We start from the raw sequence: 15645 nt of genomic DNA, 5'->3' as shown, positions 1-15645 counted from the left end.
TCACCTGAGTCGAGCCATTCGATACAACCACACGGTTCCCGCAACCTGCATCAGGAACGCGAAGATGAGGAGCGTTCTTCCGCCCGGGTCGATCCACATCCCTTCCAGATACTTCGGATTGGTCATCACGACAAAACTGCCGATCGCGATCGGCAACATCACAAGCACGAACGCCGATAGCCGCGTCTCGGCCGACATCGCCGTCAGCTCGCGCTCCGCCTGCTCGAGGTCACGCATGAACACGGCCATGCGTTCGAGCATCACGTCCGCGCGACCGCCATACTTGACCGACAAGCGCAGCACCGACCCGAGCAGTTCGAATTCCTGCGCCCGATAGATCTTCGCAATATGGAGCATCGCGCGGTCGATCTCGACACCCGTCCGCAACATTCGCGACACGTGATCGAGGCACCCGCGCAGCGGTTCCTCCGTCGTCAGCAGCGCTGCCTGAAATGCGGCTGGCACGCTGTTGCCAAGCGTCACCAGTCGCACGATCCCGTCGAGAAATGACGGGATCTGCCGGACGATCTTCAGGCGCCGCCGCTGGATGCGCGAAGCGATCCAGATGCCAAAAATCGCAGCCCCGCAGACCAGCGCGGCGAAGCACGCGAGCGCGCCACCGCGGCTGCCCGCGATGGACGCAATCGCGACGAGCACGGCCAGCGCGACGATCGCCTTGCCGCGCGCGCCTTCGATCCCGGCGCGGTTCACGAGGTTGGTCAGATACTCAGTCGCGACCGCGTACCAGTGCGCCCAGAAAGCACGAGATGTCGCGTTGCGCACGCCACCGGATGACGCCACAGTCCGCGACGCAGCGGATGACGCCGGTCTTGCGGACGGCGACGTCGCGCGTGCACCGGGTTCAAGCCGGCTGTCGATGAAGCGCTTTGCATCGGTGCGCACGCGCCGAGTTTCCGCATGTCGCCACAGCATCAGCGCCGATGCCACGCACACCATTGCGACCGCGAGCATCCAGACCATCGCGCTATACATTGAAGCCCCCGCCGCGACCGAAACCGCCGCCGCCGAACCCGGCGCCACCCAATCCGCTGTTCATCAACGTCTGGCGGAAACGTGCGAGCTTCGGCGAATGCGGATGGATACCCAGCGACTCCCAGTTATCGACCTCCTCGCCCTCCGGCGTCACGCGCGCTTCGTAGCGATACAGCTCCTGCGTCGCGATGATGTTGTCGGACAACCCGGTCACCTCGGTGATCGACAGAATCCGGCGGCGTCCATTCGACAGTCGCCCGATCTGCACGATGAAGTCGATCGCGTTCGCGATCTGGCGACGCAGGCTCGATTCGGTCCCCTGGAAGCCCGCGAAACCGGCGAGCATCTCGAGACGATACAGACACTCGCGCGGCGAGCTCGCGTGCACCGTGCCCATCGAGCCGTCGTGGCCCGTGTTCATCGCCTGCAGCATTTCCAGCACTTCGCCGCCGCGCACTTCGCCGACGATGATCCGGTCCGGGCGCATTCGCAGCGTATTGCGCAGCAGGTCGCGAATCGACACGACGCCGGTTCCGTCGAAACCGCCCGGACGGCTCTCGAGACGCACGACGTGCGGGTGATTCAGCGACAGTTCGGCCGTATCCTCGATCGTCACGACACGTTCGGCCTCCGGAATGTGGAATGCAAGCGCGTTAAGCAGCGACGTCTTCCCCGAACTCGTGCCACCCGACACGAGCACGTTGCAACGCGCCTCGACCGCCGCCTCGAGCAACGCGCCGATCTCTTCGTTGTATGTGCCGTTGCCGAGAAGGTCCGAGGGTTTGAGCGGATCCTTGCGGAATTTCCGGATCGACACAATCGGGCCGTCGATCGACAGCGGCTCGATCACGACGTTCACGCGTCCGCCATCCGGCAGTCGCGCGTCGACCATCGGGTTCGACTCGTCGAGACGACGCCCGATCGGCGCAAGAATCCGGCGCACGATGCGTAGCAAGTGCGCGTTGTCGGTGAAGCGCACCGGCAGCTTCGCGAGAATCCCGTGGCGCGACACGTACACGTCGTTATAGCCGTTGATCAGGATGTCCTCGACCGCCGGATCCGCGAGCAGATCCTCGATCGGCCCGAAGCCCGCGAGTTCCTTCGTCAGCGCTTCGGCGATCGTGCGCACCTCGTTCTCGTTGAGCGGAATGCGACGCAGGCGCACGAAGCTGTCAATCTCGAGATCGACGAACTGATTGATCGCCTCGCGGGACCATCGGCCGAACTCGGCGCCCAGTTCCTCGATACGCGTCAGCAGATGCTCGTGCGCGGCATTCTTGATGTCGTGGAATTGCTGCGTCTGGGAGAACGGCGCTGCGCCGTCGGCAAATTGAATGTCGTGTGCCATCGGTTATGACCGCTTGGACGAGGGTTTAATGAAACGCTTGAGCGCGGACAGGCCCGGCGCGGTGCGCGACGCGCCCGCCATGCCCGATACGCCGGGCAGCCGCGCGGCGAGGGATTCGAGTGCGCGTACATACGGATCGCGCTCCGCCGCATCGACGATGAGCCGTCCCTGGTTCGCGGCATGGCCGATCGCGACGCGACGCGCGGGCAAGGTGCCGACCAGCGACAAGCCGAGACGCTCGGCGATCTGCCCCGGCATCAGGTCCAGCGCGGGATCGTACTGATTGACCACGAGCTTGACGCGGTCGGTATCGACGCCCGCATCGCGCAGCCCGGTGAGCAAGTCGGCCGCCGACACGATCGATGCGACACCCTGATCGCACACAAGCCACGACTCGTCTGCCGATGCGGCGATCTGCATGACGAACTCGCGATTCGAGAACCCGCCGAGGTCGACGACCTGCTGGTCGAAGAACGCGCGAAAACGGTTCAGCAAACCGATGCATGACGCATAAGACACGTCGCGCAACGCGCCCAGGTCCGGCGGCAGTGTCGTCAGTGCGACGCCGCTCTGGTGCCGCGTGAGTGCGGTGTTGACGAACGTGCGATCGATGCGGCGCAGGTTCTGCACGGCGTCGATGAAATGGAATTCGCAGCGCGTATTCAGGAACAGCGCACCGTCACCGGCTGGCAACCCCAGATCGATCAGCGCGGTTTGGCGACCGGCCGGCACGCCGCCGTCCGGGCTGCCTGTCGCCCCTGGACCGAGCGCCCGCTTCTGCAGCCAGACCGCGAGATTCGCGGCAAACGTGCTGACGCCCATGCCGGCACGCGCCCCGAGCAGCGCAACGACCTTGCCGTGGCGGCTCGTCGGCTCGCTGACGTGAGTCAGCAGACCACGCGTCGTCCGCAGTGCATCCTCGGCCGAGGCCGACACGTCGATGAAGTCGCGCACGCCCGCACGCAGTGCAGCGAGCGTGCTTTCCGGCTGGGCGAGCGAGCCGAGCGCAACGATCGGCAACCCCGGATGCGCTGCGCGTACCGTGGCAGCGGCGACGCTCGCCGCATCGCTGCGTTCGGAGAAATCGATGAACACCAGGGCCGGATTGAGCCCCGTGATGCGCTGCGCAAGCGCACCCGGCTCCAGCGATGCGGCCTCGACCGCCCCGGCCGACACCAGCGTATCGGCCAGCCAGCGCACATGCGCTTCCTTTGTCGATGCGCAAACGAAGTAGTCGGTCACGGCGGGTTCACACAATGATTGAGTTCGTGCATTCATGTCGAACACCCCCGATTACGCAAGGCGTAGCGATGTGCCGCAACGCGCAATGCTTCACATTCATCTCGAAAACCCCGGTGCTGCATCCGGCGACGCCGCGCCGCCCAGATAGGATCGCCACACCGGCCCATCACGCTGCTCGGACAACTCGCCGGGCGTCGCCGGCAGTACCGCCCCCTTCGCAATCGGTGCGACGAGATGCGGGGTCACGATGATCAGCAATTCCTTGTCGTTCTGCTGGTAGTTCAGGTTCTTGAAGAACGTGCCGATAATCGGCAGGTCACCGAGCAGCGGCACCTTGTTCACGTTCGACATCGTCTGGCGGTCGATCAGGCCGCCGATCACGAAGCTCTCGCCGTCACCAAGTTCGACCGTCGTATCGGCACGGCGCGTTGTGATGCCCGGCACGGCAACGCCGCTGATCGTCACGCTGTTCACGAAGTCGAGCTGGCTCGATTCCGGTGCGACCTTCAGCGCGATCCGGCTCGGGCTCAGCACCGTCGGCGTCAGCGACAGCCCGACGCCGTATTGCTTCCACTGGATCGCAGTCGAGCCGAGCCCCTGCGGCGACGGCACCGGAATCTCGCCGCCTGCGAGGAAGCTGGCGCTCTGGCCGGACAGCGCGACGAGCGTCGGCTCCGCGAGCACGCGCGCCATGTTGTTTGCTTCGAGCAGCGACAGGTCAGCGAAGATGCCACGTCCCGCGGCGTTCACAACCAGATTGAACGCGGAGGCAACCGGTGCGCCGAGCGTGGGAATGTACCCGCCCGTGCCCGGCCCCGATCCGCCGCTGTACGATTGCACACCGCCCGGCGAGAACGAGCCGAACGAAAATCCGTTGCTCTGCTTGAAGAAGTTGAAGCCGACTTGCTTGAGCACCGAGCGGCTGAATTCCACCACCCGCACGTCGACCTGCACCACGTTCTTGCCGACCAGCGTCGAGCGATCGATCACCGTGCCCTTGGGGCTCATGTTTTTGGCAACCACCGCGGCCCGCTCGTGCGCATCGAGCGATGCCGACGTTCCCCGCAGCACCGACGTCCCGCCGTACGCTTTCACCTGCGGCGTCGAGCCGTCGAGTACCGCTTGCGCAGCCGCGTCGACGACTTCGACGCTCCAGACCGTCGGTTCGTCGTGACCGCGCTCCCACAACATCACGTTCGTCGCCCCCGGCGCTTTCGCGATCAGCAGCACCGAACCGGCACGACTGCCCTTCATGATGAGCACATCGGCGATCGCCGGATCGCCGACGGCGACCCGCTGCAGCGCGCGGCCGGCGGAAATCTGCCGCTGCGCGCCAACCGCGAGCTCGATCGTGCTGCTCGCGCTTGCAAAGGAGGCGAATGTCAGGGCCCAGAGAGCAATCGCGAATGCAATCAGTGAGTTTTTCATTGTTTATTGGACCGTCGCACGGCCGTTACTTGTCGTCGCTGATATCGATGGCCATCGATGTTGTTCAATACGCAACCGTTTCCGACCGGCCGCCCCGGATTACCTCGATGCTGCCGCTGCCACCGCTGCTACCGCTGCCGCCTGGCCGCACCGCAGGCGGCAGGCGCGACGGCAGCGGCGGCACATTCGCGTTGGCCACTGCGGTCCTCGACGTGCCGGACAGTTGTTGCAGCGATACGCCGGCGGCGGCGAGCGCCGACGGCGACAGCTTGTTGTCTGTGCGCACCGCCACCGTCTGCGTCGCAAGCTCGTCGTCGCGCGGGTTGCGCAGCGCGAGCGTCAGCCGGCCGCTCGCCTCGCCGAGCGTCAGTGCATCGACCTGCGCGGTCGGTATCGCGAGTACCGCGATGCGCGTGTTGCTCGGCTGGCCGTTATTGCCGTTCGTGTTGCTGCCGCTGTCGCGCTCCGGTGTCGCATCGCCGAACGACAGCACGCGAACCTTCGACATCAGCAGCCGCGCCTGCGTCTGCGACACTTCGCCATCGAACATTCCGCCGCCCCCTTCACGCTTCAGGTTCACGAATACGTCGACGAAGTTGCCGGGCCGCAGACGGTTGCCGACCGCATTGGTCTCGTCGACGCGAACCGCAATCGCGCGTTCGCCCGGCTGAACGTCCTCGGCGAGCCCGGACACCAGTGCGTCCGACACGACCGGCATCGACGCCGGGATGTCCCTCGCGGGGACGCGACCCACCAGCGTGGCCGGATCGGCAAACGCGCCGGCCGGCGCAGGAGCAGTCGGTTGAACCTTCAGTGCATCGGCGGCAATCGGCTGACCGACCGGCAGCGTGCGCGTCGCAATGACCACGGGTACCGGGTTCGCAGCGACGGTCGGTTGTACAGGGACGGGGCGCGACGTACTGCGCCCGAGCATCCATGCGTAGATTCCAAGCAGAACAGCGATCGCAATCAGCAACCCCGCGATGATTTTTGTCAGATTGTTGGCCATGTTGGTATGGGAATGCCGGAATCAGGTTCTGGAGCGTGTCAACGGTCGGGTGACTACATTCAATAGGTGTGCGATTCAAAGCATGCTGGGCTGAACCTGCACGGTCGCGCTACTCTGCAACTGCGGCGCATTGAACAGGAATATCCACGGAATCAGCGGATTCGCCGCGTATGAATAGGTCGTCGTCACCATCACGTTGAATGCGGACGTGGACGTCGATACGAATGCCGTGCCGCAGGTCACGCCGGGCGTCGATGTCGGTGCCGGCGCCGACGTGGAAACCTGCGCGGCGAAACTGACGTTACTCGACCAGGGCGCGCCGGCCAACGCTTGCGTCACCGCATTCCGCGCATTGACCTGCAGCCGGTCACACGGCACAGACGTGTAGTTCAACGCGGCGCGTGCGCCTTCGGATGCCGCGAATGTCAAACTTTGCTGGATGATGAAAACCATCCCGAACGTGACGATCGCGTAAAAGATAAGAAAGAACAAAGGAAACACGACAGCGAACTCGACCGCCGCCACCCCCCGTTGCCGCCGCCATGCGGACGGCTGGCGTGCTTGCGTCCCCCGAGCCATCACATCCCCCTCACATACACAAGATGCAGTAGCCATGCAGCCGCAGGCATCACCAGAAGCGCCGCGTATGGCGTCGCTCGACGGGCACCGAGCGTCATCGTGGGCGTCGCGCGCTTGTACAGTGCGGAGACTGGCGTACGCGACAGAAGCATCATCCAGAGCGCGTGCACGCCTGCGGCGAGGCTCGCGACAATCCAGAGCCACAACAGCGCTGGCGCACCACACCATGCACCCAGTACGGCGAATACCTTGACGTCGGCCGCACCCATTACACGCAATGCGAACAAGGGGAAAAAACAAACCAGCCCCACAGCCGCACCGACCAATGATTGGGACAACGAGATTCCGAACGGATTTCGATCGATGGTCGCAGCCACCAAAGCGCCGACCAACCCCGCGACGACCAGCGAGCTTCGAATACGCCGAAAGCGGATATCGCTAGACGCGACGAATGCCGCCCAGCACAGGAATGCCCCGATGAAGAAAAGATGAGCCATCACGTCGCGACCTGCCGCGACCAGGACAGCGGGCGAATTACGTCAATAATTCGCCCGCCGCAAAGCCGCAAGGTGTTTTCGGAACCGGCAGTTTTTACTTGTCAGGTAGCAGGCGTCGTCCAGCACGCGGCGCTCGGCGACGAGACACAGGTTCCGATTTTCGTGAAGGTGCTGCTGAGGCTAGTCCCCACCGATGAGGCGCCAGCAATGATGGCAACTGCAATCAGACCCGCGATCAGACCATACTCGATTGCGGTAACCCCGTCTTCTTCCTTAAGGAAGCGCTTGATGAGTGCTTTCATTTTATTCCTCGTGCCTGTATTTACGTTTTTTGGCCTTTTATACGTATACGTCCCCGCATATCTGGCCGCTTGCCCCACGCTGTTCGCCACATTTGCTGTAACGACAACCAGGTGCGCTTTCTTTATAGATTGCCCCGAGGGGCATGGCTCAACATTTGATGCAAGTTAACATTCGCGATAGTGCCCCTCCTCGAACGTTGTGTACCGAACCGTACATTTGCTTACATCTGCTCCGGATTCTATATCCGATCCTATTTAACTTCCAACCTCTTTTAACGACTCGGATCGAAAAAATGACCAGCAGCACTGCGTATTTGTACGGCGTTTCGGTATGACTTACACATAGGATTTACGATAGGTTAGATGTGCACACCTAATCCACCAGTAAAACAATTGCCTCGTCCACCAAGCCTGCGCGGCCACCACGTTACGCCCCACGCGTAACGCCAATGTTGTGACGTTACGTTACGAAACGGTCGAAACCGTTCTCATTTATCTGTACTTAAACAGATTCAACAATCTTTCAATTTCCATAACTTCCTTTTCCAACAAGGAATTGCCCCGTTTAAAACCTGTTGTCGAACCGTCGGGCATCGAAATGGCACGACTGTTGCAGAGTAGTCCGCGCACCACTCAACACAACGCAGTTCACAACACATTTTTAATGCGAGGACAAAATGGACATTAAGGTTATCCCTCATGGCGTGTTCCGGACGACTCTGATCGCGGCCACCGTTGCAGCCATGCTTTCCCTCTCCGCGTGCGGCGGCTCCGGCTCCATCAGCCAGGGGCTCGGCGGCGGCTCGAGCTCGGGCGCCGGCGATTCGATCTCCACGTCGGGTGGCGGTACGTCCGGCACCAGCGGTACCTCGGGCACGAGTGGCACCTCCGGCACCAGCGGAAGTTCGGGCACGAGCGGTACCTCCGGCACCAGCGGAACCTCGGGCACGAGTGGCACCTCCGGCACCAGCGGTACGTCGGGTACGAGCGGTACCTCCGGCACCTCGGGTGTGTCGTCGAACCCAGTGGGAACTGTCCTCGCAAGTAGCAGCAACATCGTCACGGGTGTCGGCGGAACCGTCTCGGGTCTCGGCTCCGTCATCGCCAGCCAGTCGCTGCCGGGCGTCAACCCGGCCACCACGCAGGCCGCTGGCGGCATCGTGCAGAACGTCGGCGGCGCCGTGACCGCACTCGGCAACGGCCTTGGCAACGGTCTCGGCCAGCTCGGCGCGACGAAGGATCCGCTCGGCACCACGCTCGCCAGCACGGGCGGCGTGGTCAACCAACTCGGCGGCGCGGTCACGCAGACGGGCAACCTGGTCTCGAGCCTCGGCAGCGGCCCGCTGACGCCGCTCGCGCCGGTCACGGGCGCCGTCGGCGGACTCGTATCGACGCTCGGCGGCGCCGTATCGAACGGTGGCACCACCCTCACCAACGCACTGTCGACCGGCCCGATCCAGCAGGTCACGCAGGCGGTCAGTTCGGCCATCACGCCGATCACGACGATGGTCGGTCAGACGACCCAGACGGTCGGCACGGCGACCGGCCTCGGCGCGCCCGTCAACACGCTGCTCGGCACGGTCGGCAACGGCCTGAACCAGGCCGGCGCCCTGCTCGCGTCGACCGGCGGCAACCCCGTCACGACGGGCCTTGGCAACACGGTCTCGTCGACGGGCAACACGGTGAAGGCCGTCGGCGGCCTGCTCACGGGCGGCACCGGCGGCGTGACCAACCCGCTCGCTCCGCTCACCGGCCTCGTCTCCACGGTCACCGGCGCACTGGGCGGCGCAACGGGTGGCGGCAGCGGTCCGCTCGCACCGGTCACCGGCCTCGTCTCCACGGTCACGGGCGCACTCGGTGGCGCAGCAGGCGGCAGCAGCGGTCCGCTTGCCCCGGTCACGGGCCTTGTCTCGACGGTTACCGGCGCACTCGGTGGTGCAACGGGCGGCTCGGGCGGCGGTCCGCTCGCACCGGTCACAGGCCTCGTCTCCACGGTTACCGGCGCACTCGGCGGCGCAACGGGTGGCAGCGGCAGCCCGCTCGCACCGGTCACCGGCCTTGTCTCCACGGTCACGGGCGCACTCGGCGGTGCAACGGGTGGCAGCGGCGGCCCGCTCGCACCGGTCACCGGCCTTGTCTCCACGGTAACGGGCGCACTCGGCGGCGCAACGGGTGGCAGCGGCAGCCCGCTCGCACCGGTCACCGGCCTCGTCTCCACGGTCACGGGCGCGCTCGGCGGCGCAACGGGTGGCAGCGGCAGCCCGCTCGCACCGGTCACCGGCCTCGTCTCCACGGTTACCGGCGCGCTCGGCGGCGCAACGGGCGGCACGAGCGGCGGCCCGCTCGCGCCGGTCACGGGTCTCCTCGGCACGGTGACGGGTGCACTCGGCGGCGCGACGGGCGGCAGCAGCCCGCTCGCCCCGGTGACGAACGCAGTGTCCACGGTGACCAGCACGGTTGGTGCGCCCGCATTGACCGGCGGTACGGGCGCCGTCACGAACTCGGGCTCGGCGTCGAATCCGCTCGCGCCGGTCACGTCGCTGATCGGCGGCCTGCTCGGCGGCACGCACGGCAAGTAAACCAAGATCCATCAATCGACAAGACAGCGAGGAGTCACTCATGTCCCAGCAACGTTCTCTCACGACAGCCACCCTGCGCCAATGGCGCGTGCCCCTCACGGCCTTCGCCGCAGCCTGCCTGCTGGCCGCCTGCGGCGGCGGCGGCGTCAGCTCGCCGCCGACCAGCAGCAACAACAACCCCAGCACGAGCGGTACGCCGAGCACGAGCGGCACCAGCGGCACGCCAACCGGCACCAAGGGAGTCGTCAGCACGGTTGGTCAGACGGCCACCGACCTCGGCAGCACGGTCGGCAACATCAGCCTGCCGGGCCTCGGCGACGGCGTGACGAAGGGTGTCGGCAGCACGATCTCCAGCACCGGTACGATCGTCGGCGCAGCCGCCGATGCCGTGAGCAACGGACTGGGACAGATCGGCACGACTAACGATCCGGTGGGCACGACCGTTGCAGGCCTCGGCAATGTGGTCGGCGCGACGAGCAACACGGTGTCCGGCCTGAGCTCGACGGTCAAGGCGCTCGGCACGGGCCAGCTCGCGCCGCTCGCTCCTGTCACGACGCCGGTCGGCACCGTGCTCGATACGGTGGCCAACGGCCTGACAGCCGCCGGCACGACGATCGGCTCGACGCTGTCGTCGGGCGCCGTACAGCAAGTGACGCAGCCGCTCAGCTCGGCGATCACGCCGCTCGTGATCACCGCCGGCCAGGTCACGCAACAGGTCGGCACGACGACCGGCCTCGGCCAACCCGTCTCGGGCCTGCTCGGCCAGGTTGGCGGCGCGATCAGCTCGGCCGGTAAGCAGGTCGGCGGCACGTCGAGCCAGCCGCTCGTCGGCGACGTCGGTCAGCTCGTGACCGCGGTCGGCAACACCGTGACCAACGCGGGCGGCCTCGTCAACCCGAACGGCCCGAACGGCGCAGCACCGATCCCTGGCCTGATCACGAGCCTCGTCGGCGGCTCGACGGCGACCGTACAAAACGGCGCATCGTCGGGTTCCGGCTCGACGAATCCGCTCGGCGGCCTGCTGTCGGGTCTCGGCTCGACGCCGCTCGGCTCGCTCACGGGCGCACTCGGCGGCGCGACCGGCGGTTCGGGCAGCGGCCCGCTCGCACCGGTCACGGGCCTCGTCTCCACGGTGACGGGAGCGCTCAGTGGCGCAGCAGGCGGCAGCGGCGGCCCGCTCGCCCCCGTCACGAATCTCGTGTCGACAGTGACTGGCACGCTCGGCGGCGCAACGGGCGGCACAGGCAGTGCAAACCCTCTCGCGCCGGTCACCGGTTTGCTGAATACTGTCACCGGAGCAGTGGGTGGCGCAGCAGGATCGGGGAGCGCTAGCCCGCTCGCGCCGGTCACGTCGCTGGTCGGCAGCGTCACGGGTACGGCAGCGGCGGGCGGCAGCTCGACGGGCCTGCTGGCACCGGTCACGGGGTTGCTGGGTAGCGTTGGCAAGTAAGGAGGACGGTCGCATCTTCGCAGCCGGAGCGAATGGCGCGGCCATACAAACACAACCGGCATTGCGGCACGCGGCGCGCGACACCCTGGTGTCGCGCGCCGGCATTACAAAGAAGACGAAAAGCAAGGCCTACGAGGAAGAACAATGAAATCCAGACTCGACAGATGGATGATGCTGCTCGCCATCGCGGCAGCAGGCACGGCACATGCACAAACGCGCGTCGGAGGTAACCCGCTCGACTCCCTGCCCCAGATCAACGCGCCGAAAACCGGCCCGAACGTGACCGTGCAGGTCGCACCGCAAGCACCGCAGTTGCAGGAGTTGCTATCGCGCCACGTGACACCGAAGACGTTCCAGGTCGAAGGCGTGAAGTCCGTGCCGTTCGAGGAAATCTCGCGTCGCTTCACCCCTCTCGTCGGCAAGGACATCACGATCGGCGAATTGATCGAAACCGCCAACGGCGTAACCAAGCTGTACCAGGATCGCGGTTTCGCGCTGTCGTTCGCGTTCATTCCTGCGCAGACGTTCGAGAACGGCGTCGTGCGCATCACGGTTGTCGAAGGCTACGTGTCGGACGTCAAGGTCACCGGCAAGCCCGGTGCGATGGAATCGAAGATTCGTGCGATCGCCGCGCATATCACTGCCGATCGCCCGCTGCGCCGCGCGACGTTCGAACGCTACGTGAACACGTTCGGCCTGTTGCCCGGCCTCACGGTAAAGGCGAACGTACCGCCGCCGCAAACCACCGACGGTGCGACGACGCTCGAACTCGCCGTCGACCGCAAGCCGTTCAACGTCAGCACCGGCATCGACTTCAACCACCCGGGCGTCCAGGGTCTCATCACCGCGACCGAAAACGGCCTCACGTCGTTCGGCGAGCAACTGAGCATTTCCGCGCTGGCGCCGCCGGGGCGCGACAAGCAGACTTACTTCGCATTCAGCGGTGCGCTCCCCGTCGGTAGCAGCGGCCTGATCACGCGCCTCGACGCAAGCACCTATCGCGGCAAGCCGACTGACAATCCCGGCCTGCCGTCGTACATCCAGCGCACGGTCAAGAACGAAAAACTGGGTCTTTCGGCATCCTATCCAATACTGCTGAACAATCAGCGCAGCCTGCTCGGTACCGTATCGGGCTATGCGGCGCATAACGAGGACAATTACCAGAACCAGATCACCGGCGCGACGCTCAACAATCGGTCGCAGGTTCGCGTGATGCAGTTGCAGCTTGACTACACGAGCGTCCAGCCGAAGCAGGTGCGAAAGTTCAGTGTCAACGTGGCCAAGGCGTTCGACATCCTCGGTGCGTCAAAATCGCAGACCGCCCAGGCGAATGGCTCGACGATTACGTACGCCGACCCGATTTCACTGACCTTCGTCCGTACCGGTGCGACCTTCACGCAAACCAACGAATGGCCGTTCCGGATCGGTACGTCGATCTCGCTGACCGGGCAATACAGCCCCGACTCGCTGCCGACGTCCGAGCAGATTTCGTTCGGCTCGACGCGCTACGCGCTCGGCTATCAGCCGGGCGAAGCGTCGGGTGACTCGGGATGGGGGATGTCGCTGGAGGTCAACCGCGGCTTCACACCGGGCTGGACGTATATGAAATCCGTTACGCCATACATCGCCTACGACATGGCACGTGTGTACCTGCATGCCGGCACACCGTCACCGAACCGCATGTCGTCGGTCGGCATCGGCGTGCGTTTCTCGGACAGCCGCTTCTACAGCCTCGATCTGAACGTCGCGAAGCCGGTGGGAGACGCGCCCGTCGAAAGCGCATCGCGCAGCCCGCGCATCAACGCCGCATTTTCGTATCAGCTCAACTGATCGGTCACCCGACAGCCCGCGCCACGCGGGCTGTTTCGATTAGAGTCCCCTCTATCAAACGTGGCGCGCGGTTTCACGTATTCTGGCGAAGCTCGCAACATGCCCGCCCCATGCAGACGGTTGTGCGTGCAAATCGAACACGACATGCAAAACAAGGAGGACGACAATGATTCAACTGACCCGCCCGTTGCGTGCAATCGCCGTCGCCGGCGCACTGCTCGCTTGCGCCGCCCCCACGTTCGCACAAGCTGACAACCCCATCGGCATGTGGCAGACGATCGACGACAACACCCATCAGCCGAAGGCGCTCGTGCAGATCGCCGAAGACAGCGACGGTGCGCTGACCGGCAAAGTCGTCAAGGGCCTCGGCGCGAACGATACGCCGGATCGCCGCTGCACCGCCTGCACGGACGAGCGCAAGGATCAGCTCATCAAGGGCATGACGATCATCAAGGCAATGAAGAAGGAAGGCGACCACTGGGACGGCGGCAACATTCTCGACCCGGAGAACGGCAAGGTCTACAAGTGCAAGATGACGCTTGAAGACGGCGGCCAGAAACTCGTCGTGCGCGGTTACATCGGCGTGTCGCTGCTCGGTCGTTCGCAGACCTGGGTTCGCTCTCAATAATGCGACTCGGGCTTAAACGCACGGCTCAATGAAAAAATCGGCCTGCGACAATGTCGCCAGGCCGATTTTCTTTTGGTGCAGGTGTAGCTGGAACCGATGGATATCACGCTGCATGCTTCAGCGTGTCCGACGCATAGCTGCCAGGTGCGCGATACGCGGGCGCCACATTGCTGCGCGCTTCCGCCGCCTTCGATTGCGTGTGCTTGCGCATCCGCGTGGACAACTCGTTGCACAGATTCACGCCTGCATCGCCATAGAGTTCGCGCATGACACTCATCAACGTACCCGTCTCGTGCCAGACCTTGAAGCGTCGATGGCAAGTCTGATACGAAGGGTAACGGCGCGGCATGGCCGACCACGTTGCGCCACTGTAGATTACCCAGAGCACGCCGTTCAGCACGGCACGCGTATTGGCCAACGGCCGGCCGCGCAACTCGGTGCGCGGCTGCATTTCGGGCAGAAGCGACGCGACGCAGCGCCACTCTTGATCGGTCAAATCGCGATACGGTGTCATGGACATCTCCAGCCTTGGTAACCATGACACAACGATATCGGCTCACCTCAACAATGAATATAAGACAAATCCGAAAATACCCCGAGATCGCCCCAATTTGACCGGAATTGACGTTTGAATCCCGCCCATTCCCGAAAATCGCAATCAGGTCAGCGACGTATCGACGATGCGGCGGGGTGTTTCGATATATTCCTTCGACTGCATTTCGACGATTCGCGAGACCGTCCGCGCAAACTCGTTGGCCATCGGGCCTTCGACATACAACTGCTCCGCCGGCACCGCCGCGGACATCAGCAGCTTGACCTTGTGGTCGTACAGCACGTCGATGAGCCACGTGAAGCGACGCGCCTCTGACGCCATCCGCGGCGACATCTGCGGCACCTCGGACAGCACGATCGCGTGGAAGCGGCTCGCGAGTTCGAGATAGTCGTTCTGCGAACGCGGGCCGCCGCACAGCGTCGCGAAATCGAACCAGACGACACCGTCCGCCTTGCGCAGCGCCTTCAGCTCACGCTTCTCGATATGCAGGAGCGGGCTTTCGTCAGGAACGGCAGCGAGCTTCTGGAACGCATGGCGCAGTTCGCGATCGGCGTCAGCGCCGAGCGGCGTGTGATACATCTTCACCTGCGCGAGCGTGCGCTGGCGATAATCGACGCCCGCATCGACGTTGAGCACGTCGAGCCTGGACTTGATCAGCGCGATCGCCGGCAGCATGCGGTCGCGATGCAGGCCGTCCGGATACAGGTCGTCGGGGTCGTAGTTGGACGTCATCACGAACTGCACGCCGTTGTTGAACAGGCGGTCGAGCAGACGATACAGGATCATCGCATCGGCAATGTCCGACACGTGGAACTCGTCGAAGCAGATCAGCCGGTAGCGCTTCGCAATACGCCGTGCGAGTTCGTCGAGCGGATCCGCCTGCCCTTTCAGTTCCTCGAGCTCGCGGTGCACTTCGCGCATGAATTCGTGGAAATGCAGGCGCGTCTTGCGCTGCACGGGCACGACCGCGTAGAAGCTGTCCATCAGGAAGCTCTTGCCGCGACCGACGCCGCCCCACATGTAGACGCCACGCGGGAGGTCGGGATGATTGATGAGCTTCTTGAATGCGTTCGAGCGGCGCGCCTTGTACTCGACCCACTCGTCGAAGCATTGCTGCAGGCGATCGACGGCCGCGCGCTGCGCGGGATCGGACTGATAGCCGCGCGTGGTCAATTCGCGCGTGTAGTATTCGGTGACGTTCATCGGG

13 protein-coding genes and 1 pseudogene are annotated in these 15645 nt (G+C 64.4%); 4 read left to right on the top strand and 10 right to left on the bottom strand.

All coding sequences use genetic code 11. The features are described 5' to 3' along the window. The 8 genes from QZM67_RS28795 to QZM67_RS28760 form a co-directional block, all read right to left on the bottom strand. Positions 1-993 (bottom strand): type II secretion system F family protein, encoded by a 993-nt coding sequence (locus QZM67_RS28795; RefSeq protein ID WP_175021882.1) that lies wholly within the window; start codon positions 991-993, stop codon positions 1-3. Continuing rightward, positions 986-2341, bottom strand: coding sequence for a CpaF family protein (locus tag QZM67_RS28790; protein ID WP_175021883.1), 1356 nt, complete (start codon positions 2339-2341; stop codon positions 986-988). The genes QZM67_RS28795 and QZM67_RS28790 overlap by 8 nt, the downstream gene beginning before the upstream one ends. Positions 2342-2344: 3 nt before the next feature. Beyond that, the gene (locus QZM67_RS28785; protein ID WP_175021884.1) at positions 2345-3619 is read right to left on the bottom strand and encodes a fimbrial protein; all 1275 of its coding nucleotides are present in this window, start codon (positions 3617-3619) and stop codon (positions 2345-2347) included. Between the two features lie 60 nt (positions 3620-3679). Next, a complete protein-coding gene (locus tag QZM67_RS28780) occupies positions 3680-5011 on the bottom strand; it encodes a type II and III secretion system protein family protein (protein ID WP_175021885.1) in 1332 nt (443 codons plus the stop codon). Between the two features lie 64 nt (positions 5012-5075). Beyond that, positions 5076-6020 (bottom strand): Flp pilus assembly protein CpaB, encoded by a 945-nt coding sequence (cpaB, locus tag QZM67_RS28775; protein WP_301808577.1) that lies wholly within the window; start codon positions 6018-6020, stop codon positions 5076-5078. Positions 6021-6095: 75 nt separating this feature from the next. Next, positions 6096-6599: a TadE/TadG family type IV pilus assembly protein gene (locus tag QZM67_RS28770; protein WP_175021978.1), complete on the bottom strand. Its 504-nt coding sequence runs from the start codon at positions 6597-6599 to the stop codon at positions 6096-6098. Continuing rightward, positions 6599-7096: a prepilin peptidase gene (locus tag QZM67_RS28765; protein WP_175021887.1), complete on the bottom strand. Its 498-nt coding sequence runs from the start codon at positions 7094-7096 to the stop codon at positions 6599-6601. Before QZM67_RS28765 ends, QZM67_RS28770 begins: the two co-directional genes overlap by 1 nt. A 101-nt stretch (positions 7097-7197) precedes the next feature. Further along, positions 7198-7398 (bottom strand): Flp family type IVb pilin, encoded by a 201-nt coding sequence (locus tag QZM67_RS28760; protein WP_175021888.1) that lies wholly within the window; start codon positions 7396-7398, stop codon positions 7198-7200. 677 nt (positions 7399-8075) lie between these two features. Here QZM67_RS28760 and QZM67_RS28755 point away from each other — a divergent pair. From QZM67_RS28755 to QZM67_RS28740, 4 genes and pseudogenes are all read left to right on the top strand, one after another. Next, a pseudogene (locus QZM67_RS28755) lies at positions 8076-9686 on the top strand (collagen-like triple helix repeat-containing protein); the annotation flags it as partial. 331 nt (positions 9687-10017) lie between these two features. Then, positions 10018-11427: a collagen-like triple helix repeat-containing protein gene (locus QZM67_RS28750; protein ID WP_301808573.1), complete on the top strand. Its 1410-nt coding sequence runs from the start codon at positions 10018-10020 to the stop codon at positions 11425-11427. A gap of 144 nt (positions 11428-11571) precedes the next feature. Beyond that, complete coding sequence (locus tag QZM67_RS28745) at positions 11572-13257, top strand: ShlB/FhaC/HecB family hemolysin secretion/activation protein (RefSeq protein ID WP_301808570.1); 1686 nt, start codon at positions 11572-11574, stop codon at positions 13255-13257. 166 nt (positions 13258-13423) lie between these two features. Then, on the top strand, positions 13424-13885 hold the full coding sequence (locus tag QZM67_RS28740) for a DUF2147 domain-containing protein (RefSeq protein ID WP_175021891.1): 462 nt from the start codon (positions 13424-13426) through the stop codon (positions 13883-13885). A gap of 103 nt (positions 13886-13988) precedes the next feature. Here QZM67_RS28740 and QZM67_RS28735 read toward each other — a convergent pair whose 3' ends face one another. After that, complete coding sequence (locus QZM67_RS28735; RefSeq protein ID WP_043182594.1) at positions 13989-14399, bottom strand: transposase; 411 nt, start codon at positions 14397-14399, stop codon at positions 13989-13991. Positions 14400-14543: 144 nt separating this feature from the next. Continuing rightward, complete coding sequence (gene zapE, locus QZM67_RS28730; protein ID WP_041492816.1) at positions 14544-15641, bottom strand: cell division protein ZapE; 1098 nt, start codon at positions 15639-15641, stop codon at positions 14544-14546. Positions 15642-15645 lie beyond the last annotated feature (4 nt).

The sequence above is a fragment of the Burkholderia sp. AU45251 genome (assembly GCF_030482905.1).
GTDB classification, from domain to species: domain Bacteria; phylum Pseudomonadota; class Gammaproteobacteria; order Burkholderiales; family Burkholderiaceae; genus Burkholderia; species Burkholderia aenigmatica.
The sequence above is the reverse complement of the archived record's forward strand: the minus strand, read 5'-3'. Positions and strand labels throughout refer to the sequence as shown.

Bases quoted from the DNA above. Each gene is read 5' to 3' on its own strand.
- QZM67_RS28795 (WP_175021882.1), bottom strand. From the start codon at position 993: ATGTATAGCGCGATGGTCTGGATGCTCGCGGTCGCAATGGTGTGCGTG.
- QZM67_RS28790 (WP_175021883.1), bottom strand. From the start codon at position 2,341: ATGGCACACGACATTCAATTTGCCGACGGCGCAGCGCCGTTCTCCCAG.
- QZM67_RS28785 (WP_175021884.1), bottom strand. From the start codon at position 3,619: ATGAATGCACGAACTCAATCATTGTGTGAACCCGCCGTGACCGACTAC.
- QZM67_RS28780 (WP_175021885.1), bottom strand. From the start codon at position 5,011: ATGAAAAACTCACTGATTGCATTCGCGATTGCTCTCTGGGCCCTGACA.
- cpaB (WP_301808577.1), bottom strand. From the start codon at position 6,020: ATGGCCAACAATCTGACAAAAATCATCGCGGGGTTGCTGATTGCGATC.
- QZM67_RS28770 (WP_175021978.1), bottom strand. From the start codon at position 6,599: ATGGCTCGGGGGACGCAAGCACGCCAGCCGTCCGCATGGCGGCGGCAA.
- QZM67_RS28765 (WP_175021887.1), bottom strand. From the start codon at position 7,096: ATGGCTCATCTTTTCTTCATCGGGGCATTCCTGTGCTGGGCGGCATTC.
- QZM67_RS28760 (WP_175021888.1), bottom strand. From the start codon at position 7,398: ATGAAAGCACTCATCAAGCGCTTCCTTAAGGAAGAAGACGGGGTTACC.
- QZM67_RS28750 (WP_301808573.1), top strand. From the start codon at position 10,018: ATGTCCCAGCAACGTTCTCTCACGACAGCCACCCTGCGCCAATGGCGC.
- QZM67_RS28745 (WP_301808570.1), top strand. From the start codon at position 11,572: ATGAAATCCAGACTCGACAGATGGATGATGCTGCTCGCCATCGCGGCA.
- QZM67_RS28740 (WP_175021891.1), top strand. From the start codon at position 13,424: ATGATTCAACTGACCCGCCCGTTGCGTGCAATCGCCGTCGCCGGCGCA.
- QZM67_RS28735 (WP_043182594.1), bottom strand. From the start codon at position 14,399: ATGACACCGTATCGCGATTTGACCGATCAAGAGTGGCGCTGCGTCGCG.
- zapE (WP_041492816.1), bottom strand. From the start codon at position 15,641: ATGAACGTCACCGAATACTACACGCGCGAATTGACCACGCGCGGCTAT.